Genomic DNA, 18,301 nt, shown 5'->3' with positions numbered 1-18,301 from the left:
GGCGCGACCCTGGTGCCGCCGATGTCGGATCATGACCTGTCCCGGGCGCCAGGCGCGCTTGGTTGATATCAAAACCGATTGCACCCCCTCATATCCCCTGCAGCGGCCTGAACGGTCTTTCCTCCTGTGAAACACGGCGGCGCGCGACTGGCTCCCCGCCGAATATGGACTCGGCCCTTTTCTCACGCGTCCGCAGAATGGCGCACGATCAGAAGGTCGCCCTCGAGCGCTTCGACCAGACGCTTGGCCGTGCTGCCGATCAGCGCGTCGAACAGGGCGCCATGTCCGTGGCTGCCGACGACCGTGAGATCGACGCGCTGGTCCTCTACATAGTCGGGGAGAAGGGCCTCGGGCGCGCCGTAATCGGCCACCACCGAAACCTTGCCGCCCAGACGGGCGTCGAGGCGGTCATCGGCGCGAACCTTCGCCATCATGTCCTCTTGCATCGTCAGAAGCGCGCGCCCGTCCTGCCGCGCGTCGGCGAGCGCGGCACTGGGGACGTCATAGGCATGAAATAGCGTAAATGCCGCTTGGGGAAACAGGTCCCAGGCAGTCTGCAGTCCCGCAATCGACGCATCGGAAAAGTCCGTCGCCACGACGATCTCGCGATAAGGCCGGAAGGCGCGGTCGTGAACGACCAGGATCGGCTGCTCGACCTCGCGAGCCACGCGGTTGACGGTGCTACCGAACAGGATCCGGCCCATCGATCGCGCTCGCCGCCCCTGTCACAATGAGATCGCAGGCTTCGCTGCGTGCATGGGCAACCAACTGTTCAGCCGGATCGCCCTGGGCCGCGATGACCCTGATCCCTTCGAACGCCTCGGCAAGGTCGCGCTGCAACCGCCAGCGCATCCGTTCGGCGGGGTCAGGCACGCGCCGCCAGGACCGCTCTCGCCGATCGAACATCGAGTCGGACTGGTCGGCCGCGTCCATGACATGAACCGCCACCAGTTCGGCCTGGCTCTCCCTCGCCAACTGGACGGCGCGGTCGAGGGCGCGATCGCATCGCGGGGTAAGATCCGTCGCCACGAGGATCTTCCTGATCGTGGCTGCAACAGGCTCGGCCACACGACGCTCCTTTCGGTTCGCCCCCCAAGCTGCTGAAGCTAGAACATTTCGCCTTTTACATCCACCTACGTCCGCCTGAATGGGTGCGTTGCCGGCCCGCGGATCAGGGAACCGTAAGGCCCCAAGCGCCTTCTATGGCGATGGCAGTTTGAAATCCGGAGAAGACTAATGAATCGCGCCTTGTTCGCTCTGGCCTGCTCGGCTGTCCTTATCACAGGTTGCAACAGGGCCGATTCCCCCAGTGATATCGCCGAGGACAAGGTCGAACGCGACGCCGAAGCGGCGGCGGCCGCCGCCGGCCCGACTCCGGCCGCGCTCGGTCTCACCGAGGTCCAATTGCTGGAAGCGGACCTAGTCGGCGGCAACGGCGTGGAACTCGGAGACGTGAAGTCGCTCGTGCGCGGCGCGGACGGCTCGGTGTCACAGCTTCTGATCGAGATCGAGGACAGCCATCCTGACAAGTTCGTCCACGTTCCCGTGGCCGGATTGCAGGTCGTTCGCAAGGGCAATGACACCGACCTTTCGACGACGATGACAAAGGAACAATTGAACGCCCTGCCCGCAGTCGACCTCACGAAAACGCAAGGCGCTTCCGGAACCTGACACGAGCGGGCCTTAAGGTCCCTGGTGGCCCCATAGGGAGATGCTTGCCCTATTGGCTGGTATGATCCGGATCACCAGCAGGAGTCCGACAGCGGCGGCCAGGGCCCGCGATATCGCAACGTGGTAAGGCTCTCCTGCCGGTCACCTCGGGATAGGCCGTGTCAAAGCTATCGATCAGGCGGCGCTGGCCTCTTCATAAGCCTGCGTTTCGGCAGCGATGAGAATGTCGGCAAGCATCCAGTAGGCTTCGCCCCAGGCAGCCAGCACGTCGTCCGTGGCGACTTCGGCGCCCAGAACTTCACGGATCGCCGGAAGTAGAGCGGCCGCGACATGGGGATAGTGCTCGGGCCTGACGCCGGTCTCGACGTGCCGGGCGACCATGCGCTGCACGGCGCTCCCAAGGTTCTGGAGCTTATCGATATTCCTTGCGTAGGCCAGGATCGCGCCGGCGAGCCGGCGCGGCTGCTCCCCGCTTTCCTGCGCCGCCCGATCAAACATGGCGGCGATCTCGGGATCCTGCAGCAGCCGGGCATACATGGCCGTGGTGATCTCAACGCCGTGCTTCTCAAGAGCGGGGGCCGTGGCCTTGACGATCTCCATGGCGGCGGGTGAGGCTGTACGCATCAGGGAACTCCTTGATAAACTACCGAGGTTGGGAACGAGGGGACGTGCCGGTCAGGCGATCAATCCATCCTTAGAAATTCGACGTGGAAGCGGACCGGCCCCACCGGCGCCACATGGTGCAGGATGGTCGGTTCGACCACGCCCGGCTCGCCGGCCGCGGTGAGGATCCGCTCCGAAGGCGGCCGACGCTCGTCCGTCACCACATAGCGAAGCGCGCCGTTTTCTACCCGGATGAGGCCCCAGGTGCCCTCCTTGGTCGAATGGTCGCCCAGCAGGCCTGCCGGGATGGTGGTTTCGGTAAAGGTCGCGGTGCGCTTGTAGGACTTGGCGTTCGCTGGGATCGCGACAGTCATGCGGCGCTCCGTTCGCGATAAAACTGCATCCCTAGCTGAAGGCTTTGGGCGATACGGTCCGCCTTTTCCTGGAACGCCCTGGCGACGGCCGGCGCGAGAAGTTCGTCCGTGGTCTCTCGCCAGATCGCGAGCCAGCGGGCAAAGGCCTCATTACTCAACGCCCTTTCGTGACGGATATGGGCGGGCATCGGCTGGCCTTTGTAGCGCCCGCTTGCCAGCATCACCGACGACCAGAAATCCTTCAGCTTCGCCAGATGATGGGGCCAGTCGTCGATGGCACTCTCGAAGATCGGCCCGAGCAACCCATCCGCCCGGACGCGGGCATAGAAGGCAGGCACGAGCAGGTCGATGACGGTTTCGTCGATAGAGCAAGCAGACATGTCAGGCGGCCTTGGAGGAAGCGATGATGGTCAGGAGGGCATCAGTGAGCTCGTTGCCGAGCAGCGGCTTTTCGATCAGGACTGCTCCGAGCGGCTTCATCCGTCGCCGGAGTTCCCGCGAGGGATTGGTCGCCAGCAGGATTGCCGGTACGACAACGCCCTTGTCCCGCAGATCCTGCAGAAAGCCGATCCCATCGGCGCGATATCGCTGGTCGATGACGAGGCATTCGGCCGTCGCGGGGTCCGCATCCGGCACATTGCCATCCGCGGGCAGGAACCCCTCGAGGCTCAGGGCGAACTGCAGGGAGGACAGGACGGGCTGATCGCTTTCGAACAGCAGGACCGGGCGATCCAAGACCATGTCATGTCCTTCCGCAGTCAGGCCGAGGCTCAGGCGGCCTTCTTCCAGTTGGGGACGAGCTCGGCGTGGGGCGGGCACTGCGCGACGGCTCCAACCGGCAACCCGCCCAGTTCATTGGCGAAGCCGTGGTTGACGTCGCGGTGGTGCGCCTCGTCGGCGCGGACGACCAGCACCACGTCGCGCAAGGTGGCCTCCTCGGGCAGCCCCCAGTACCGCTTGGCAATCTCGGGCGCCGGCACATTGGCGCTGCGGCCCTCGTCGATTTCCGCGAGATAGTGCGTGTAGCTGATCACCGCCTCTTCCTCGAAATAGCCGACGACGCGGTGGGCCGTCTTGGCGCTCAAGAGATAGAGAGCAAAGAAGAACACATAGAACACCCATTGCACGCCGATGATCACGGCCCGCTCGAACCAGGTCGGCTTGGAAATCTCGATGAAGGTCATGAGGTGCATGCGCTCATTCTCGGCCTCGTCCATGAGCGTCTTGATCCAGCCCTTGTCGTCACACATGCGGCGCAGGCAGGCGAGGTGGTTGATCGTCGCACCGACCATGCCGGGCACCGCGGCGACGGTCTCGAGCACGACGGCCCGGTGACCGTAGCGCTGGGCGAAAAAGGTGTCCGCGCACCAGCGCAGGACCTTGGTGAAGCCGAGCGCGACCTTGTCGGAGAGTCCGCTGGCCTTATGGTGAACGCCCAGATCGATGAACGGTGCAGTCATTGTCGTGTCTCCAATGGCGACGCGATTGACGGGGCGCCGCTGATGGGCCGTAAGTAGACGGGGAAAGGAAGGACGAAAATTTGGATGATGTCCCTACCGCAGCGCCCCTAAGGGACTTACCGGAGGTGGCTCGCAGCGATGGTGCAAGCCGGCTCCTGCCGCGGCTCGCCCTGCCCGCTGCCCTGGGCGTCGCGCTGCTCGCGATCGCCGGCGGCCTCGCGGTGCGGCTGCTGTTTGCCGATCAGCTCGGCGCACGCGCGACCTTCATCTTCTTCGTCCCGGGCGTGGTCGCCGCCAGCGCCCTGTCAGGCCTTCGCGTCGGCGCGATGGCTTCGCTGGCCGGCGCAGCCGCCGGCCTGTGGTGCGACCACCTGACAGGCCCGATCGAGGAAGGCAGCGTGATTGCCGCGGTGGCCTTCGTGGCGATCGGGCTCGCCATCGCGCTAGGGGGCGAGTGGTTTCAGCGAGCCCGACTTGCTTCGGACGAGGCCGCTGCCGGCCTCGCCAGCCGAGAAGCCCATCTGCGCTCGATCCTCGACACCGTCCCCGACGCCATGGTGGTGATCGATGCTGCGGGACTCATTCGCGACTTCAGCCCCGCGGCGGAACGGATGTTCGGCTGGAAGGCGCAGGACATCGCGGGCCGCAACGTGCGGCTCCTGATGCCCGAGCCCTACCGCGCAGCCCATGATGGCTATCTGGATCGCTACTACCAGACGGGAGAGCGCCGCATCATCGGCAAGGGCCGCGTCGTCGTAGGCGAACGTCGCGACGGATCGACCTTTCCGCTCGAACTCGCCGTCGGCGAAGTGCAGGCCAACGGGCAGCGGTTCTTCACCGGCTTCGTCCGCGATCTCACCGAGCGCCAGCATGCCGAGGCGAGGCTGCAGGAACTGCAGAGCGAACTCGTTCACGTCTCGCGGCTGACCGCCCTGGGTGAAATGGCCTCGGCCCTCGCCCATGAACTGAACCAGCCCCTCTCCGCCATCGCCAACTATCTCAAGGGCAGCAAGATGCTGCTCGAACGCGATGAGGGTCGCAACGACCGGGTTATTGATGCGGTCGGCCGCGCCGCCGCCGAGGCGCTGCGAGCCGGGGAAATCATCCGCCGGCTGCGCGATTTCGTCGCGCGCGGCGAAACCGAACGAGCGGTCGAAAGCCTGCCGAAGCTTGTCGAGGAGGCGAGCGCGCTGGCGCTCGTCGGCGCCAAGGAGCATGGGATACGCGTCCAGCATGACTTCAGCCCAGAGATCGATCTCGTGCTCGCGGACAAGGTGCAAATCCAGCAGGTGGTGCTCAACCTCGTTCGCAATGCCATCGACGCCATGGCCGGGAATGGGTCGGGGCCACGTGCGTTGACCATCGCCATCGCGCCGGCCGACGCCGACATGGCGCGGGTGACGGTCGCCGATACCGGCCCGGGCATCGCGGCCGATGTGGCCGACCGGCTGTTTCAACCATTCATCACCACGAAACGCACCGGCATGGGTGTAGGCCTGTCGATCTCGCGCACGATCGTCGAGGCCCATGGCGGGCGCATCTGGGCAGAATCTCATGAAGGGGGCGGGGCCGTGTTCGGCTTCACGCTGCCCAAGGAGGACAAGGAAGGGCCAGGCGATGGCGAGTGACCCAATCGTTTATGTGATCGATGACGACGATAGCGTCCGGCATTCACTGGAATTTCTCCTCGATGTAGCCGGGATACGGGTGCGCTCCTATGCTTCGGCAGACGCTTTTCTCAAATCATCGCCGCCCCTCGCAGGCGCCTGCCTCGTGACCGACGTGCGCATGCCGGGGATGACCGGCATCGAGCTGGCCGAAAAGCTGCAGCACGGAGGCGCAGGAGTCCCTGTCATCGTCGTGACCGGCCACGCCGACGTCCCGCTGGCGATCCAGGCCATGAAAGCCGGCGTGGCGGACTTCATCGAAAAGCCTTTCGATGACGAGGTCATGCTGAGCGCGATCCGCAACGCGCTGGCTCGCACCGCGGGAGATGCCGCCTCCGCCGCGGAAAGGCAGGCCATCCTCGACCGCATCGCCACGCTCAGCCCGCGCGAGCGCGAGGTCATGGACGGCCTCGTCGCGGGCCAGGCTAACAAGGCGATCGCCTATGACCTGGAGATCAGCGCGAGGACGGTCGAGGTCTACCGCGCCAATGTCATGATGAAAATGCAGGCAAAGACCTTGTCCGACCTCGTCCGGATGGTCACGATCGCGCGGCTATCCTGAGAGGCACCAAGGGGCGTCCTTGATAATCGGCGGAAGGGCTCGCCCGGCCCTCCGCAACCGTCGGACAATGCAAGGGCCGATCTCAACCAGACAGCCCCTCACCCGGCAAATCACATCGGTTCAATACTGCGGGCGCCAGATCCGGCACGGACGCCGTTGCGCTCGATGAACTGGAGCGCCGTCTGCGCGACCTCTTCCCAGCCGAGCTCGTTGCAGATGAAGTGGCTCCGGCCAGGAAAGGACACGAACTCCGCAACGCTCCCCTCATCCTTATAGGCGCTGTGGTTCTTCTCGGTCAGATGCGCCGGGATGATCTCGTCCTCCTCACCGCCGATCATCAGCAAGGGCGCGTGCGGCGCGTCGAGATCGATCCGGCCATCCTCGCCCATACAGTCGCGCAGGATATTGCGGCTGTCATGCGTTGCTGTCGCTTCGAACGCGCGCGCTGCCTCCTCTTCGCTCAAACTGTTGGCGAAAGCGCCGTGGAATGTCTTGGCATCCATGTAGATCGGTTCGTCACCCTTCAGCGGATTGGCGATAATCGCGCTGTTCTTGAGAAAGCCCCAGTCAAAGTCGACCATGGCGTTGGGCGCGACGGAATCGATCGCCACCCCGGCCGAGAGCAATCCCCGGCTCAACAGGATCTGGGTAATGAGACCGCCCACCGAATGGCCGATCATCACCGGGCGGTCGAGGCCACGCACCGTAGCCTCGATAGATGCGATGACATCCTTGAGGCGAAGTTCGCCCAAACCCGGCGGCGGATTGTCGCGCAGCGAGCGCGGATCACCTTCATGCAGCGGCCAGGCCGGGGCGTGGCAATTGTACCCCTTGTCGCTGAACATACGGATCCAGTTCTCCCAGCTCTTGGGGTTCTGGAACATGCCGTGGACGAAGACGATGTCGGTCATGCGATAATCTCCTGCTGATCTGCCTTCCCGACACGCGTCCGGGCAGGATGGGTTCCTCGCCTGTTTGAAGGCACGGGACGAGAACGCGCGACTATGAACGGCGTTGCCCGGGATGATTTCTCGCGATGACTGCTCCTCGCCGCGTCGGCGTGCCGGTGGCTTCCTCCATCCTGTGCCGGCGCCTGGGTTCCTAATGTTTCGCTTCGTCGCCAAGGCGAAGAACCGATCCGCGGTGGGCGAGTTCTCTTGTGAGAAGGAGATGTCCATGAGCGATACCCAGGGGATGATTCACGAAGATGCGCTTCCGGGTCGCGAGAGCGGTCTCGATCCGCGGCCAGAGTGGCAACCGCGCTACAAGGGTTCCGATCGCCTCGCTGGCAAGGTCGCGATCATAACCGGTGCTGACAGCGGGATCGGGCGGGCGGTGGCGGCTCTCTATGCCCGGGAGGGCGCCGACATCGCGATCGCTTATCTGTGCGAAGATGACGACGCCGCCGAGACGAAGCGCATCGTCGAGGCCGAAGGCCGCCAGGCGATCACCATTCGGGGTGATATCGGAGAAAAGGAAACTTCGGAGCGGATCGTCGCCGAGACGCTCAGCGCGTTCGGCAAAATCGACATCCTGGTCAACAATGCCGGCGAGCAGCATCCCGACAAGGACATCACCGACATTACCGAGGAACAGCTACGGCGCACGTTCCAGACCAACATCTTCGGGATGTTTTTCCTCGTCCAGGCGGCGCGGCCGCATTTCAAGGAGGGCGCGGCCATCATCAACTGCACCTCGGTCACCATGTACCAGGGTTCAAAGGAGCTGCTCGACTACAGTTCAACCAAGGGCGCCATCACCGCCTTCACCCGCTCGCTGTCCGAGAACCTCGTCAGTGACCGCATTCGCGTCAATGCGGTGGCACCGGGACCGATCTGGACCCCGCTCAACCCTTGCGGAGGCGCCAGCCCGGAGAAGCTCGAGCATTTTGGCGAAAACACCCCGATGGGCCGGCCCGGACAGCCCAATGAGGTCGCTCCGGCCTTCCTGTTCCTAGCCTGCGAGGACTCCAGCTACATGTCGGGCCAAGTCCTCCATCCCAATGGCGGCACGATCGTGAACGGCTGAAGCAACCGACGCTGAGCATCTGTGCGAGGGACCTTCAGGGCTTACGGAAAGATCGAGACGGGCCATCGCCCTGCCATTCATCATATGGCTACAGGGCCGGAACCTTTGCCTTTTCGGCGAGCCGCCGCTGGAGGAAGGCCAGCACGACCGCTTCTTCCGGACGGAGGCGGGACAGGTCTTCCCGCAGCTCTTTCTCGACGGCGTCCCGTGTCTCCAGGACCAATTCGTCGCTCAGGTAGCTTTCGAACACTTCGGGATGAATGTAGCACTTGCGGCACACGGTGGGCGTATTGCCCAGCCGCGAAGCGACGGCTTCGATTGCGGTCCGGACATTCCGTTTCGCCGCAGCCTGGCTGTCGACCTTTTCATATTCGGAAAGCGCCAGGGCGGCGAGCACCGTGCCATTCCAGGTGCGGAAATCCTTGGCGGTGATGTCCGTCCCGGAGATCTCCCGAAGATAAGCGTTGATATCGTTCGAGGTGACTTCGTACTGCGCGCCGTCTTCGCCCACATATTGGAACAGATGCTGTCCGGGCAGATCCTGGCTGGCCTTGACGATCTTCGCGATGCGCCGATCCTTCAGCTTCAGCCGCCACTGCTTTCCGCTCTTGCCCTTGAAATTGAATCGGAGCTCAGCGCCCTCGATCGCGACATGGCGGTCCTGGAGGGTCGTGAGGCCATAACTCTTGTTCTGCTTGGCATAATCCGCGTTGCCGATGCGGATCATCGTGGTCTCGAGCAGATGCACGACGGCGGCCAGGACCTTCTCACGCGGTAGCCCGCGCTTCTTGAGATCGGCATCGATGCGCTCGCGCACGCCAGGAAGGGCCTTTGCGAAGTCCAGCATGTGCTCGTACTTGGTGCTGTCGCGTACCTCGCGGAAACGCGGGTGGTAACGATACTGCTTGCGGCCCTTTGCGTCACGGCCGGTCGCCTGGATGTGCCCGTTTGCCTTGGGGCAGATCCAGACATCGGTATAGGCCGGGGGGATGGCGAGCGAAGCAATTCGCTTCAGAGTTTTTTTGTCCGTCACGACGTTGCCCCGGGCATCGCGATATCGAAACTTGCCGCGGTAGGGCTGGCGGACGATTCCCGGGCTGTCGTCGGTTACGTAGACGAGACTCGCATTTTCCGCGGCTTCCTGCGCATCGACGATCGTTCCTGCCTCGCCGGTGTCAGCCGGCCCATCCTCTTGTGTTTTCATAACCGCTGAAGCGTCCAGCACGGGTTCGCGTTCCCCACCCAGGCCGGACTCTGGTTCGCACTGTCCAAGAGCAAGACTCGATCCTCCTATGCGCCTGTCATGATCAGGCGCCAGTCCTTGCCCCCGTCTCGCCGGTAACGGGGTCATGCTTCGGATCGGGAAGCGCCTCCATCCGCGCGCGTGCCGCATCGTCGGGCGCTTCGCGGCAGATGTCCCAGCCCTGTCCCCGCGGATAGGCGCCGACAACCTCGAAATCCTGGCTCGCATGAATCGCGCGGTGGCCGGTACCGGTCGGCAGCATGAGCGCATCGCCGGCTGCGACGGACACCTCGTGCCCGTCTGGCCCGCCAAGCTCGAGGCTCGCCTTCCCTGCGAACACAACCTCGTGCGCGGTCGAATGAATAGTGGTGATAGTCGAATATGCCGTCGCGCCAATCCGGTGGCCAACCATGGTCCTCGAACAAGGCCTCGAACCGGCCGGCCAGGTCTTCGCCCTCGCCGTCCAGCGCGGCGCGATAGATGACAACCGGCAACCGCGCATTGTTCGGCACCCAGTCATTCTCGCCGAGCAGGAAGCTTTCGATCTCCATCACATTTTCGCCTTGGGGACTCGCTTGCGCTTTGGCTTGTCGGCCAGTTCGATCCAGACCGGGGCATGGTCGCTGGTCTTTTCCCAGCCCCGCACATGGCGATCGACCTGAGCATCGAGCAGTCGGTCGGCAAGCGCGGGGCTGAGCAGCAGGTGATCGATGCGCAGGCCCGCATTGCGGCCATAGGCGTTCCGGAAATAGTCCCAGAAGGTGTAGATGACCTCGCCCGGGCGCAGCGTGCGCAGCGCGTCGGTCCAGCCCTGATCCAGCAGCCGGAAATAGGCCGCCCTTATTTCGGGTGCAAACAGCGCGTCGTCGAGCCAGCGCTCCGGCTTGTAGACGTCGAGATCGGTCGGCATGACATTGAAGTCGCCCGCCAGCATCACCGGCAGTCCGCTCTCCAGCAACCCAGCCGCGTGCTCGACCAGCCGGTCGAACCAGCGCAGCTTGTAGTCGAATTTGGGGCCGGGCCGCGGATTGCCGTTGGGCAAATAAAGCCCGCCGATCAGGATGCCGTTGACCGCCGCCTCGATATAGCGGCTCTGGCTCGGGTCGGGGTCGCCCGGAAGCCCCCGCCGCGTCTCGTGGATTTCGCCGACGCGGCTGAGCAGCGCAACGCCGTTCCACGACTTCTGGCCGTGCCAGATGACATCAAAGCCAAGATCGCGGATCGCACTTTCCGGAAACTTCTCCTGCGGCGCCTTCAATTCCTGGAGCACGACCACATCAGGCTGCGCTTCCTCAAGCCAGCGCAGCAGCACCGGCAGCCGGCCATTGACGCCGTTCACATTATAGGTGGCGATCTTCACAGGTCAGGCAGGGTCTGGTCGGCGCGGCCCCAACCGCTGAGCGCCTTGGAGCCGGCCCGCTTCACCAGTTCGGTGCCATCCCGAATGGTCCAGTGCGAGGGCTTGTCGATCGTCTCCATTTCCTTCCATGTGATGGGTACGGCGACCGGCGCGCTTTCGCGCGCGCGGACCCCATAGGGCATGACCGCCGTCGCACCGCGCTGGTTGCGAAGATAGTCGACAAAGATGCGGCCCTTGCGCTGCGCTTTCGGCAGGGCGGCCGTGAAATGCTCAGGGTCGCTCTGGGCAACCGCCTGGGCCAGCCGATGCGCAAAATCTTTCACCTCCGGCCACTCCGCTTGCGGGACCAGTGGCGCGATCACATGGACGCCCTTGCCGCCGGTCACCATCGGGAAGGTCTCAAGCCCGATCGACTGCAGGATCTCGCGAAAGTGGAAGGCGGCGCTGCGCACATTCTCGAAATCCAGACCCTCGTCGGGGTCAAGATCGAAGACCAGCCTGTCGGCCTTCTCGACATCCTCGATCCTGGCGCCCCAGCCATGGAACTCGATCGTGCCCATCTGTACGCAGGTGAGCAGGCCGTCCGCGGTATCGACATAGAGATAGGGCTCGTCATGCCCGTCCTTCTCGCGAATGGCGACATGCCGGACAGCGTCGCCAAAACTGCCCGCGTCATGCTTCTGGAAGAAGCATTTCTTGGCCCGGCCTTGCGGGCAGCGCACGAGGCTGATCGGCCGAGACCCGATCCAGGGCAGCATGATCGGAGCGGCCTGCGAATAATAGTCGGCCAGTTGACCCTTGGTAAGCTTCCCCTCGGGAAAAATGACACGGTCGCGGTTGGTGATCTTGATCGACGACGTCTCGGCCGCCACCGCCCCAACCGGCGCCTCGGTCTCGACGACCACAGCCTCGGGCTTCTTGTCTTCGCGTAGGCCCAGAAAGGACGGATGCCGGAGGGTCCCTTCGTTTGTCATTTCGGTAAACGCGATTTCTGCGACCAGCTTGGGCCGCAGCCAGTGCGCGCCGCGCACCTCTGCGCGCGGCGCCTTGACGGCCGGCGCTTCCTGCTCGAGCGGCGCCATCACCGCCATCAGGTCGATAATCTCCTGGGTATCGAAGCCGGTGCCGACCTTGCCGGCATAGCGCAGGACGCCGTCCTCGTGGACACCCAGGATCAGCGATCGGAATAACCGCGACTTGTCCGAAGGGGTCCAGCCGACCACGACGAACTCCTGCCGCTTGATGCATTTGGTCTTCAGCCAGCCGCCCGATCGCGAGCCGACATAGCGGCCGTCGGCCCGCTTCGAGATGACCCCTTCAAGGCCCGCCGCGCAGAACTGGTTGAGCAACTTCTCGCCATTGCCGGCAATGTGATCCGAATAGCGCAACCGCGACTTGCCCTTGGGCAGGATCTTCGCGAGCTTCGCCTTGCGCTCGGTGAGCGGCAGCTGGGTTAGATCCTCGCCGTCGAGCTCCAGCAGGTCGAACGCGAAATAATCGATCGAAGCCGGCGGCCCTTTGAGCGCGTTTTGCAAAGCCTGGAAACTCGAGCGGCCGTCGGCATCGAGCACGACCGCCTCGCCGTCGATGAGCGCGGAGGAGACCTTCAGCTTCAGGGCGTCGACAACCAGTCCGCTAAACTTCTCCGACCAGTCGAGTCCCGAGCGGGTATAGGCAACGGCCTCGCCCCCGCCGACGCTCAGCAGCACACGGTAGCCGTCATACTTCATCTCGTGCAGCCAGCGGTTGCCGGTGGGAACGGTGTCGACCAGCGTTGCGAGTTGCATAGGGCGGAAAGGCGGCGCGCGGCCGGTTGAAGCCGCTTTCCCTGGCGCTGAGCTCACGCGCGCCATGATGGAGGGCCGTTGTTCTTCATGGAGACCAAAGTGCGTGAGCGGCGGACTCGTTCCAGCGCGCCGCGGACTCGGCTCGCCGAGCGACGCCCCGCGTCTCACCGATCGCGGCAACCGCATCGTCCCCCCGGCGTTGCGGACCTAGGCCACCGACGAAGGAGATGAGCAATGGCAGACGACAAGGACGCTCGCGGGCCCCAGGACCGGGCGCGTATCTCGCTCGGAGAGGATTATGAGGTCGATTACTGGACCGGCAAGTTTGGTGTCAGCAAGGAAACGCTGGAAGCGGCCGTGAAGGCCGTCGGAAACGGCGCGGACGCTGTCGAGCAGCACCTGAAGGGCTGAGGCCGACCGGGCTCGTTTAGAATATGTCGCTCCGCGGTCGCGCTGCCCAGCGGACGGCGTGTAACTCGCATTTCATCAGATGTGGACCCGACGCGACCCACGCGCCGGGCCCCCTGCTACCTATGAACTCTGGGTCTAATTGGCCGCGAAATGCTTGGCTGAGCTGATATCGTTCGCCAACCGAGGTTCATCCTCTCGCGCAACTTCCGCAAGATGAGCTTTCACCTCATCACTGCGACGCGCAATTAATGACGCAACCTGCGCCCTATTCTCCGAGCATTTGCCAAAATGGCTGCCCCGGATCATTCGATCGGCATCCAGGCGATGGCTCAAAGATGCGCCCTTGGTACCTGCCACATCGCGAACGACGGCCACCCGGGCGGTCCAGAGGCAGCGTTCCGTGGTGGGTCGGGTTCCCGCGGACATGCCGATCTGCCGGGTAGATACCTTGGTATCGGCCCGATAGGTCACATCCAGGGATCTCCCTTGATGATCCACGCTGGTCCGATGAACCTGATCAGTAAAGGGCGCAACGGAAGCGGTTGCCAGGGCAAGCAAAGACAAGATCACAACATACTCCTCTTTCCAAACAATGGATCGAGCTCAGGGAGTATGATTGAGACGGCCCCTGAGTTCGATACGTCCGACATCACGAGACATTCTCGCCAGAGGGGCCCGGTACGCATCCCAAAGCTAGGCCTCAGATCGAGTTTATCAATGGGCCCGTCACGGTTTCGATTGGGGGACACACTTTCTTACAGAACTTCGTCGTCAATGCCTGACCTGTGATCGGCAGCGCTCGCAGCCAATCCGGGCGCTCGGTCGTCGAGGAAGTCGTTGCCGGTTCCAGCCAACGAAATGCCGCTCGGCGGATTGCGCAATTGCTAAGGACCCACGCGGTCCCTACGGAAGGGGCGCCGCGAAATTACTGTCTGTCAGGATCATCGGATGCCGCTTCGCCGCGCCCATTATCTCGTCCTGGCAATGGTGCTCGCCACAGTCGTGGCATTCTGGCCGACCTACTTCGCTGTTTTGCGGACCGCGCGGACAGAACTTTATCTTCATGGAGTAACGGCCACCGCCTGGATGTTGCTGCTGGCGCTCCAGAGCTGGACCATTCATCATCAGCGACGCGGCGCGCACCGGATTTTCGGGATCGTGAGTTTGTTTCTGTTTCCGCTTTTTCTCGCGGGGAGCGTCGCTGTCCTTTTGAGCATGGCGCGCAACACGCCGTCAGACCCTTTCTAGGCCCAGTCGGCCCGAAGCTGCGATTTTGGCCAGGTTGAAGAACGAACACTGAACGCTTGATTGATTCTACCAGGACCGTTGCTGACCACCGACCTCGTAGATATCGGCTTCCATGGAGCAATTGTAGCTCTCTGCGATGTTGAACATCTCGGAGAGGAGGCTTTGGATTTCCTCATCAAGGGAAATGCCATCCGGATCGGGGTCATAGGCGACGGTCAGTTTGTAATCACAATTGCCGTTTTTTACCATGGCGTAGTCGCGTTCCAGCATCGCCTCAATCCGCTCCCGAGCGGGTTTTCTACCTCTTCCACGCTTGTTGAAGTTCTCGATAATCAGATGCAGGGCGATGCTGGCAGTGGGCGGCTTTTCCGGCAGTTTGGTCTGTGACGGAATAATGTCGAGCGCCCGATAGACGGTCATTCGTGAGACCTTCAGGTCGCGGGCAACGCGGGCCTTGCTGGCGCCGGCGGCAAGGCGACGGCGGATTTCATCGTCATCGACGTTCTTCTTCCGGCCTTTGTAAACGCCTTCGGCGCGCGCCGCTTCGATCCCGGCGCGCTGACGATCCTTGATGAACTTCAGCTCCATATCGGCGACCATGCCGAGTATGGTGATGACCATTCGCCCCATGTCGCCCGCCGTCGTCACCTCTGGCTCAAGGATGCGCAGCGAAGCTCCCTTTTCATCAAGCTCATGCACCAGGTTCAGGACATCGCGCGTGGAGCGGCCGAGCCGGTCGAGCCGCAGCACGACCAGCTCGTCGCCGGTGTGCATAAACTGCATGATCGTTTCCAGTTCCGTGCGCCCGCTCCGCGAGGCCCCCGATCCGGTCTCGGAACGGATAATTTCGCAACCTGCATTCTTGAGGCGGCCAATCTGGATATCCAGATCCTGGTCCGTGGTGCTGACGCGGGCATATCCGATACGAGCCAAGTGCAAAATCCGTCACATTAGGGTGGCTCTTGCAGTGTATCGTCACATTGAGCGCAAACCCACCCTTTTGTGACAGACGAATGGTGTCACTCGGCCCTATCACTCTGGGGTGTACCCAAATGTTATAGGCCGATCAGCCGCCTCACGCTGCAAGCCGTCCAAAATCAATCCGGTCGTTCAGGTCGAGGTCGAAGCGGCCATAAAGGTAGCCGACTGGCTCAAATATATCGAAAATGGCGCGGCAAAATCGGGCACCGCCGATCCGATGGGCACCTATGACTTTACATGGATGTGGGAAGAACTGGGGCTTAGCGACCTCCGGCGGTAACGGCCATCATACGGTTCTTGAAATGTTCTCGCTTAGCGTTGTCTGGCGTACCTTCCACGCGATGCCCTCTCCCTCAGAAAAGACTCTATGCCTTCACGCCCAACGCGACGCCGGCCAATGTGCGAGCGCTGGTCGGAGGTAAGATCAATGAACCGCTCATCGAGCGCAACTGGCCCGACATCCTGCGCATCATGGCGACGATCGCAGCGGGGATCGTCGCCCCCAGCCAGATTCTTCGCAAGCTCGCCTCTTACCCGCGCCAGAATGAGCTGGCCCTCGCATTGCGAGAGGTGGGCCGCATCGAGCGAACCCTGTTCATGATCGACTGGATTCTTGATGCCGGCCTCCAGCGCCAGGCTCAGATCGGCCTCAACAAGGGTGAGGCCCACCACGCCCTAAAGCGCGCCATCAGCTTCCACCGCCGAGGTGAAATCCGGGATCGATCCGGCGAAGGCCAGCACTATCGCATCGCCGGAATGAACCTGCTCGCCGCCATCATCATATTCTGGAACACCATGAAGCTCGGCGAGGTCGTCAATACCCGGGCCGCCAGCGGTACCCATATCGCGCCTGATCTACTCGCCCACGTCTCGCCGTTGGGATGGGAACACATCAATCTAACCGGGGAATATCGCTGGCCCAAATCCTTAGCGTAGGATTCCGCCCCCTCCCGCAAACGCCCCCTCATGAGGCACGATGAAGAAATCTGACAGGGCAAAGAAACATACCGGCAAGGTAATCGAGGCGGCTGCACGCGCTCATGAAGCTCTCGACTATTTCAACGGCAACGTCACAAATCCGTTCGATGAGCTAACATGGCCCAGCATTGCCGAAGGTTATCTTCTAGTCGCACAGAAGGCGGTATCAGACGCATTGGTCGCTTTGGAACGTGCAAACAGCGTTGGTTGGACCAAGCACGGCCAATAACTATCGTCCTGGCCCTTCCCGCGAACGATCGCGGTTCCTAGATCGTTCGCTCTGCCGCTTCCGCTCCATCGCGGCTACCGATCGCTCATGAATTGTAGGCGTTCGCCCTGCCCCCACAAATTGCCGCACCTGGTCGGCAAGCTGGCGGTCAGCTGGATCGCTGCTTGTCTCAAGCCGCTTGGCGGCAGCTAGATAGCGGTGTTGCGTCTCATTCCATGCCTGCCGCCCGCGCACCACGAAATCCGGAGCGGTTGACCGCCCCGCCAGCTGGTCTCGCGCGGCCGCAGTGATCTTCTGATTGGCAAACGGCGCAGGTGCGGTGCCGGCCATGTAGCGCTGCCTCATCCGATTCAGGGCCATGCTCTGACCGGCTCGGCCGACACCACGCGCTGCGCGAGGCGTTGCCTCGGCAGTAACCCCCCTCGCCCGCAATTCCTCTGCAAAGCGCTCCCGGTAATGATGCAGCGTTTGAGGTCGCGGGTTGAAGCGTTGCCCTGTGTCGCCGCGCGCGGCAACCGTCACATGCACGTGGGGCCGCGGTGTGTCCGTATGCAGCGCCAGGACGTAATCCCACTCATGCCCGATCTCGCTGCGCGCGACCTCGCGCACCGCTGAAAGAACCTTGTCGGGGTCTGTCCCTGCCGGCATCGAAAAAACCATGCTCACGGCGGCTACGGTAGAATTGTCACGCCAATAGACAGGATCGCCCCAATCGCGCGCCAGCTCCGCCCGAGCTTCCTTGTCAGTCAGTATGTCGCCATCACGCGTTTCAAGCGGCACATCGCCTTTCCGGCCGATATAGTCGAAATGCGCAGCCGCGTGGTTCTTGCCCTTCGGCCTGCCCGTAACCTTGACCATGACCTCCGGGGCACGGCTGACAACGCGAGCAAGCCGCGCCCGCGTGCTCCCGCCCTGGCCTGCCCGCCTCGAACTCAGCGAGCGCAGCAACATATCGGCCCCGCGCCTGTTCGGGTCGCTGGTCAGCTTTGGTTTGAACAGCGCGGCAAGCTGTCCCGCCTCAAAGCTGCTATCAAAGTCGCTCACTGGAAACCTCCCAATAGGACAGGTCAGCTTTCGTAGCGGCGCCGATACCTTCGACGGCCGCGCCGATCGCCGCGCGCAGGTCGTTGACCTTTTGCAGCTCGCCGGCGATCTCCGCTGCATTGTCCGCCAGCGCCATCTTGTTAGCGGCTCGGGCGATCTGATTCACGTTGCGCCCAATGCGCTGCAACGCCTGACGGCAATTCAACAGCTCTTCGCGCAATTCGCGATCGACAGGCGCGGCAATGCCGATGTGTCGCCGCACAAGAGCCATGGCCCAGGTCGCCGGGGTCATGCGGCGCTCTTTTGCGCGATGGCGGATCACGGCCAGTTCGGTTTCGGTCGGCCGAAGATAAAGGCGATGCTCGCCAGCGGCCTCGCGGTCAACAAGAGGTGCGGCCTCGCTGGCCGCCCCGGACTGCCGGAGCACGGCGTCAACCAGTTGACGCATGAAGGGGCCGCGCCCTCCCCTCGTCTGCGCAAGCGCGTCAATCTTTGCGAGCTTGGTTGCCTCGATCTTGAAGCCCAGCGTCTTTTCCATGTGGGGTAGGTATCTCCCAACCGTGAAGCGCGATCCGATAGGATTGAGCGTATCGGTTAACATTAGCCGCCGCAAGGCTTATCCTGCCATACAGTAGATACCTACCCCACAAACAAA

The 18,301-nt window shown here is 62.9% G+C and carries 23 protein-coding genes and 2 pseudogenes; 9 read left to right on the top strand and 16 right to left on the bottom strand.

Annotation, left to right across the window (positions count from 1 at the left end; all coding sequences use genetic code 11):
• Window positions 1–182: 182 nt before the first annotated feature.
• Together CJD35_RS21240 and CJD35_RS21235 are read right to left on the bottom strand one after the other, a co-directional pair.
• Window positions 183–704 carry a universal stress protein gene (locus tag CJD35_RS21240; protein WP_095687329.1) on the bottom strand — a complete coding sequence of 174 codons (522 nt, stop codon included), beginning with the start codon at window positions 702–704 and terminating at the stop codon, window positions 183–185.
• A complete protein-coding gene (locus tag CJD35_RS21235; RefSeq protein WP_157742338.1) occupies window positions 682–1,068 on the bottom strand; it encodes a universal stress protein in 387 nt (128 codons plus the stop codon). Before CJD35_RS21235 ends, CJD35_RS21240 begins: the two co-directional genes overlap by 23 nt.
• Window positions 1,069–1,236: 168 nt before the next feature.
• Between CJD35_RS21235 and CJD35_RS21230 the strand changes: the two genes are divergently transcribed.
• Window positions 1,237–1,671, top strand: a complete 435-nt coding sequence (locus tag CJD35_RS21230) for a hypothetical protein (RefSeq protein ID WP_095687327.1) — start codon at window positions 1,237–1,239, stop codon at window positions 1,669–1,671.
• Window positions 1,672–1,845: 174 nt separating this feature from the next.
• Here the strand turns inward: CJD35_RS21230 and CJD35_RS21225 are convergent, their stop codons facing one another.
• The 5 genes from CJD35_RS21225 to CJD35_RS21205 are packed head-to-tail and all read right to left on the bottom strand — an operon-like array spanning window position 1,846 to window position 4,108.
• A complete protein-coding gene (locus tag CJD35_RS21225; RefSeq protein ID WP_036529351.1) occupies window positions 1,846–2,295 on the bottom strand; it encodes a globin domain-containing protein in 450 nt (149 codons plus the stop codon).
• A gap of 59 nt (window positions 2,296–2,354) precedes the next feature.
• On the bottom strand, window positions 2,355–2,648 hold the full coding sequence (locus CJD35_RS21220; protein WP_095687326.1) for a TehB family protein: 294 nt from the start codon (window positions 2,646–2,648) through the stop codon (window positions 2,355–2,357).
• Window positions 2,645–3,028: a group III truncated hemoglobin gene (locus CJD35_RS21215; RefSeq protein ID WP_095687325.1), complete on the bottom strand. Its 384-nt coding sequence runs from the start codon at window positions 3,026–3,028 to the stop codon at window positions 2,645–2,647. The genes CJD35_RS21220 and CJD35_RS21215 overlap by 4 nt, the downstream gene beginning before the upstream one ends.
• A 1-nt stretch (window position 3,029) precedes the next feature.
• Window positions 3,030–3,389, bottom strand: coding sequence for a response regulator (locus CJD35_RS21210; RefSeq protein ID WP_036529359.1), 360 nt, complete (start codon window positions 3,387–3,389; stop codon window positions 3,030–3,032).
• A 29-nt stretch (window positions 3,390–3,418) separates the two neighbouring features.
• Window positions 3,419–4,108: an alternative oxidase gene (locus CJD35_RS21205; RefSeq protein ID WP_008831954.1), complete on the bottom strand. Its 690-nt coding sequence runs from the start codon at window positions 4,106–4,108 to the stop codon at window positions 3,419–3,421.
• A 125-nt stretch (window positions 4,109–4,233) separates the two neighbouring features.
• Between CJD35_RS21205 and CJD35_RS21200 the strand changes: the two genes are divergently transcribed.
• Together CJD35_RS21200 and fixJ are read left to right on the top strand one after the other, a co-directional pair.
• Window positions 4,234–5,736, top strand: coding sequence for a sensor histidine kinase (locus CJD35_RS21200; protein WP_095687324.1), 1,503 nt, complete (start codon window positions 4,234–4,236; stop codon window positions 5,734–5,736).
• The gene (gene fixJ / locus CJD35_RS21195) at window positions 5,726–6,337 is read left to right on the top strand and encodes a response regulator FixJ (RefSeq protein ID WP_095687323.1); all 612 of its coding nucleotides are present in this window, start codon (window positions 5,726–5,728) and stop codon (window positions 6,335–6,337) included. The genes CJD35_RS21200 and fixJ overlap by 11 nt, the downstream gene beginning before the upstream one ends.
• Before the next feature lie 110 nt (window positions 6,338–6,447).
• On the opposite strand, the gene CJD35_RS21190 is transcribed toward fixJ, so the two are convergent.
• A complete protein-coding gene (locus CJD35_RS21190) occupies window positions 6,448–7,248 on the bottom strand; it encodes an alpha/beta hydrolase (protein ID WP_095687322.1) in 801 nt (266 codons plus the stop codon).
• A 265-nt stretch (window positions 7,249–7,513) separates the two neighbouring features.
• On the opposite strand from CJD35_RS21190, the gene CJD35_RS21185 reads away from it, so the two are divergent.
• Window positions 7,514–8,365 (top strand): glucose 1-dehydrogenase, encoded by an 852-nt coding sequence (locus tag CJD35_RS21185; RefSeq protein ID WP_095687482.1) that lies wholly within the window; start codon window positions 7,514–7,516, stop codon window positions 8,363–8,365.
• Window positions 8,366–8,453: 88 nt separating this feature from the next.
• Here the strand turns inward: CJD35_RS21185 and CJD35_RS21180 are convergent, their stop codons facing one another.
• The 4 genes and pseudogenes from CJD35_RS21180 to ligD form a co-directional block, all read right to left on the bottom strand.
• Entirely contained in the window at window positions 8,454–9,569 is a 1,116-nt protein-coding gene (locus CJD35_RS21180) for a DNA topoisomerase IB (RefSeq protein WP_095687321.1), read from the bottom strand.
• Between the two features lie 103 nt (window positions 9,570–9,672).
• Window positions 9,673–10,159, bottom strand: a pseudogene (locus tag CJD35_RS21175) (cupin).
• On the bottom strand, window positions 10,159–10,968 hold the full coding sequence (gene xth, locus CJD35_RS21170; protein WP_095687320.1) for an exodeoxyribonuclease III: 810 nt from the start codon (window positions 10,966–10,968) through the stop codon (window positions 10,159–10,161). The pseudogene CJD35_RS21175 and the gene xth overlap by 1 nt, the downstream one beginning before the upstream one ends.
• Window positions 10,965–12,941 (bottom strand): DNA ligase D, encoded by a 1,977-nt coding sequence (ligD, locus tag CJD35_RS21165; RefSeq protein WP_095687319.1) that lies wholly within the window; start codon window positions 12,939–12,941, stop codon window positions 10,965–10,967. Before ligD ends, xth begins: the two co-directional genes overlap by 4 nt.
• 48 nt (window positions 12,942–12,989) lie before the next feature.
• Between ligD and CJD35_RS21160 the strand changes: the two genes are divergently transcribed.
• Window positions 12,990–13,166, top strand: a complete 177-nt coding sequence (locus CJD35_RS21160) for a DUF3606 domain-containing protein (RefSeq protein WP_095687318.1) — start codon at window positions 12,990–12,992, stop codon at window positions 13,164–13,166.
• A 135-nt stretch (window positions 13,167–13,301) separates the two neighbouring features.
• Here CJD35_RS21160 and CJD35_RS21155 read toward each other — a convergent pair whose 3' ends face one another.
• The gene (locus CJD35_RS21155) at window positions 13,302–13,736 is read right to left on the bottom strand and encodes a hypothetical protein (protein ID WP_244917330.1); all 435 of its coding nucleotides are present in this window, start codon (window positions 13,734–13,736) and stop codon (window positions 13,302–13,304) included.
• A gap of 378 nt (window positions 13,737–14,114) precedes the next feature.
• Between CJD35_RS21155 and CJD35_RS21150 the strand changes: the two genes are divergently transcribed.
• The gene (locus CJD35_RS21150; protein WP_095687317.1) at window positions 14,115–14,414 is read left to right on the top strand and encodes a hypothetical protein; all 300 of its coding nucleotides are present in this window, start codon (window positions 14,115–14,117) and stop codon (window positions 14,412–14,414) included.
• Window positions 14,415–14,480: 66 nt separating this feature from the next.
• Here CJD35_RS21150 and CJD35_RS21145 read toward each other — a convergent pair whose 3' ends face one another.
• Window positions 14,481–15,347, bottom strand: coding sequence for a recombinase family protein (locus CJD35_RS21145; RefSeq protein WP_006953933.1), 867 nt, complete (start codon window positions 15,345–15,347; stop codon window positions 14,481–14,483).
• 109 nt (window positions 15,348–15,456) lie between these two features.
• Here CJD35_RS21145 and CJD35_RS21140 point away from each other — a divergent pair, with 109 nt between their 5' ends.
• The 3 genes and pseudogenes from CJD35_RS21140 (at window position 15,457) to CJD35_RS21130 (ending at window position 16,602) form a co-directional block, all read left to right on the top strand.
• Window positions 15,457–15,675 (top strand): hypothetical protein, encoded by a 219-nt coding sequence (locus CJD35_RS21140; protein ID WP_006953930.1) that lies wholly within the window; start codon window positions 15,457–15,459, stop codon window positions 15,673–15,675.
• Window positions 15,669–16,331 (top strand): annotated as a pseudogene (locus CJD35_RS21135) (Tn3 family transposase); the annotation flags it as partial. The gene CJD35_RS21140 and the pseudogene CJD35_RS21135, both read left to right, overlap by 7 nt.
• Before the next feature lie 40 nt (window positions 16,332–16,371).
• Complete coding sequence (locus CJD35_RS21130; RefSeq protein WP_006953926.1) at window positions 16,372–16,602, top strand: hypothetical protein; 231 nt, start codon at window positions 16,372–16,374, stop codon at window positions 16,600–16,602.
• On the opposite strand, the gene CJD35_RS21125 is transcribed toward CJD35_RS21130, so the two are convergent.
• Complete coding sequence (locus tag CJD35_RS21125) at window positions 16,603–17,646, bottom strand: relaxase/mobilization nuclease domain-containing protein (protein ID WP_004213271.1); 1,044 nt, start codon at window positions 17,644–17,646, stop codon at window positions 16,603–16,605.
• Window positions 17,633–18,184, bottom strand: a complete 552-nt coding sequence (mobC, locus tag CJD35_RS21120) for a plasmid mobilization relaxosome protein MobC (RefSeq protein WP_004213273.1) — start codon at window positions 18,182–18,184, stop codon at window positions 17,633–17,635. Before mobC ends, CJD35_RS21125 begins: the two co-directional genes overlap by 14 nt.
• Window positions 18,185–18,301 lie beyond the last annotated feature (117 nt).

Source organism: Sphingobium xenophagum, assembly GCF_002288285.1.
In the GTDB taxonomy this organism is placed as follows: Bacteria; Pseudomonadota; Alphaproteobacteria; order Sphingomonadales; family Sphingomonadaceae; genus Sphingobium; species Sphingobium xenophagum.
The sequence above is the reverse complement of the archived record's forward strand: the minus strand, read 5'-3'. Positions and strand labels throughout refer to the sequence as shown.

Bases quoted from the DNA above. Each gene is read 5' to 3' on its own strand.
- CJD35_RS21240 (WP_095687329.1), bottom strand. From the start codon at position 704: ATGGGCCGGATCCTGTTCGGTAGCACCGTCAACCGCGTGGCTCGCGAG.
- CJD35_RS21230 (WP_095687327.1), top strand. From the start codon at position 1,237: ATGAATCGCGCCTTGTTCGCTCTGGCCTGCTCGGCTGTCCTTATCACA.
- CJD35_RS21225 (WP_036529351.1), bottom strand. From the start codon at position 2,295: ATGCGTACAGCCTCACCCGCCGCCATGGAGATCGTCAAGGCCACGGCC.
- CJD35_RS21220 (WP_095687326.1), bottom strand. From the start codon at position 2,648: ATGACTGTCGCGATCCCAGCGAACGCCAAGTCCTACAAGCGCACCGCG.
- CJD35_RS21215 (WP_095687325.1), bottom strand. From the start codon at position 3,028: ATGTCTGCTTGCTCTATCGACGAAACCGTCATCGACCTGCTCGTGCCT.
- CJD35_RS21210 (WP_036529359.1), bottom strand. From the start codon at position 3,389: ATGGTCTTGGATCGCCCGGTCCTGCTGTTCGAAAGCGATCAGCCCGTC.
- CJD35_RS21205 (WP_008831954.1), bottom strand. From the start codon at position 4,108: ATGACTGCACCGTTCATCGATCTGGGCGTTCACCATAAGGCCAGCGGA.
- fixJ (WP_095687323.1), top strand. From the start codon at position 5,726: ATGGCGAGTGACCCAATCGTTTATGTGATCGATGACGACGATAGCGTC.
- CJD35_RS21190 (WP_095687322.1), bottom strand. From the start codon at position 7,248: ATGACCGACATCGTCTTCGTCCACGGCATGTTCCAGAACCCCAAGAGC.
- CJD35_RS21185 (WP_095687482.1), top strand. From the start codon at position 7,514: ATGAGCGATACCCAGGGGATGATTCACGAAGATGCGCTTCCGGGTCGC.
- CJD35_RS21180 (WP_095687321.1), bottom strand. From the start codon at position 9,569: ATGAAAACACAAGAGGATGGGCCGGCTGACACCGGCGAGGCAGGAACG.
- ligD (WP_095687319.1), bottom strand. From the start codon at position 12,941: ATGCGGTTGCCGCGATCGGTGAGACGCGGGGCGTCGCTCGGCGAGCCG.
- CJD35_RS21160 (WP_095687318.1), top strand. From the start codon at position 12,990: ATGGCAGACGACAAGGACGCTCGCGGGCCCCAGGACCGGGCGCGTATC.
- CJD35_RS21150 (WP_095687317.1), top strand. From the start codon at position 14,115: ATGCCGCTTCGCCGCGCCCATTATCTCGTCCTGGCAATGGTGCTCGCC.
- CJD35_RS21130 (WP_006953926.1), top strand. From the start codon at position 16,372: ATGAAGAAATCTGACAGGGCAAAGAAACATACCGGCAAGGTAATCGAG.
- mobC (WP_004213273.1), bottom strand. From the start codon at position 18,184: ATGGAAAAGACGCTGGGCTTCAAGATCGAGGCAACCAAGCTCGCAAAG.